This window comes from Arhodomonas sp. KWT (assembly GCF_010993615.1).
On record NZ_WNXE01000357.1, the window covers coordinates 1 to 1,912 of the forward strand.

General features: G+C 70.4%; 2 protein-coding genes. Both read right to left on the bottom strand.

Features of this window, described 5'->3' with window-relative positions:
- Positions 1-65 precede the first annotated feature (65 nt).
- Entirely contained in the window at positions 66-650 is a 585-nt protein-coding gene (locus G7A99_RS18860) for a DUF3501 family protein (RefSeq protein ID WP_163143092.1), read from the bottom strand.
- A gap of 23 nt (positions 651-673) precedes the next feature.
- On the bottom strand, positions 674-1,912 hold a 1,239-nt coding region (locus tag G7A99_RS18865; RefSeq protein ID WP_163143095.1), incomplete at its 5' end, for a heterodisulfide reductase-related iron-sulfur binding cluster.

The window sequence follows — 1,912 nt, forward strand, 5'->3', positions numbered from 1 at the left end:
GAGGCGGTCGAGGCCCGTATCCGCGGTGGCTAGCCGGCCCAGGCGGGTCTGGCTCCGACGGGCAGCTAGTCGAAGTCCCCGGCAAGGGCGGCGCGCACGTCCGCGGGCATGCCCGCCGTGTGGGTGTAGTTCGGGTGCTCGATCGCAAGCACGACCTCGGTCTCCGGGTCGGAGAAGCGCCGGACCTGGGCGTCGGTGAACGGGAAGTGCAGGAAGTGCACCGACGACGCCTTGCCCTCGGCGGTGGTCCGGTCCACGTCGGTCTCCGCCTGCGCGGCGATACGCTCGTCGCCCAGGTGCAGGCAGACGGTCTCCTCGACGCCGCCAAGCCGGCCGAGCACCTGCTGGCGGCGTTCCCGGTTGGGGATCTCGAACATCAGTGTCGCCACCAGCTCCCGCCCCTGGGGGATCAGCGGGTTGTAGGCCTCCAGCTCGTCGTCGATCTGGGCCTCGCCGCCGCGCTCGATGAACAGCATCTCGTGGATCTGGCGCCACATGGTGTCGTAGTTCTCGAAGTAGATCGTCGCGTCCGGGCCGACGCCCATACGCCGGTGGCGCTTGGCCGCGGAGATCTCGCGGGCCTTGTCGCGGCGAATGGCGCCGTAGGCCTCCATGCTCAGGATGTCGTCGCGGGTGATCTGTCTGGCCATGATCGCTGCCCTCCCGCCGGCGCTCAGGCGAGCCCGTAGGCCTGTGCCAGCAGCTGGATGGGGTGAACCGATGACTGGTGCGGCGGCGTGTCGCCGTCGCCGGCCTGGCGTTCCAGGCCCTGGACGATGTGGGCACCGGCCAGCGGGCACTCGGAGGCGAGGTGCTGCCTGCCGGACTTGAAGACCCGTCGCGCCAGGGGGCGGCCGACCTTGATCGCGACCTCGAAGTTCTCCTTCTTCACGCCCCATGCGCCGCCGTGGCCGGAGCATCGCTCCTGGACGTCGAGGTCGATGTCCGGGATCAGGCGCAGCATGTCCGCCGCCTTCGGCCCCATGTTCTGGGCCCGGGCGTGGCAGGCAAGGTGCAGCGAGACGCCGCCTTCCAGGGGCTGGAGGCCGTCGGCGAGACCCTCGTTGCGGGCGATGTCGACCACGTACTCGGCGACGTCCATGGTGTTTTCCGCCAGCCGCTGGATCCGCGGGTCGTCGACGATGAGGGGCCACTCGAACTTGAGCATCAGCGCGCAGGAGGGGACCAGCGCGATCACCCGGTAGCCGTCGTCCACCCAGGGCAGCAGTGCGTCCGCGGTGCGTGTCGCCGCCGCGGCGACCGCCTCCAGGTCGCCCTGCTCGAGCTTGGGCATGCCGCAGCATCCGGGATAGGCCACCTCCGTCTCGACCCCGTTGTGGGTGAGCACGGCGCGGGTGGCCTCGCCGATGTCGGGGTTGTTGTAGTTGCCGAAGCAGGTGGCATAGAGCACCGCGCGCCGCCCGTGGGCGGGGGCCGCGGTGTTCACCGCCGGGGTCCGGTCGGCGCGCCGGAGCAGGGTGTCGCGATGGAATGCCGGCAGCGCCGCGTCCCGGTGGACGTGGACGATGCGCTCCAGGGCCGGCCGGGTGAGGTGGTTGTCGCGCCGGTTCGCCCAGTTGGTCAGCGGTGCGAGCCTGCCGGCGAGGCGGCCGTTGCGGTCCGTCTCGGTGAGCGCCCGGTCGGCGAAGCCGGGCCGGCCCTGGTGCTGTTCCACCGCGCGGTGTCGCAGCATCAGGTGGGGGAAGTCCACGTCGAACTCGTGGGGCGGCACGTACGGGCACTTCGTCATGAAGCACATGTCGCAGAGCGTGCACGCATCCGCGACCTGCTGGAACGCGCTGTCCGGGACGCTGTCGAGCTCCATCGTCTCGGACTCGTCGATGAGGTCGAACAGGCGCGGGAACGCGTCGCAGAGATTGAAGCAGCGCCGGCAGCTGTGACAGATGTCGAA

Bases quoted from the DNA above. Each gene is read 5' to 3' on its own strand.
- G7A99_RS18860 (WP_163143092.1), bottom strand. From the start codon at position 650: ATGGCCAGACAGATCACCCGCGACGACATCCTGAGCATGGAGGCCTAC.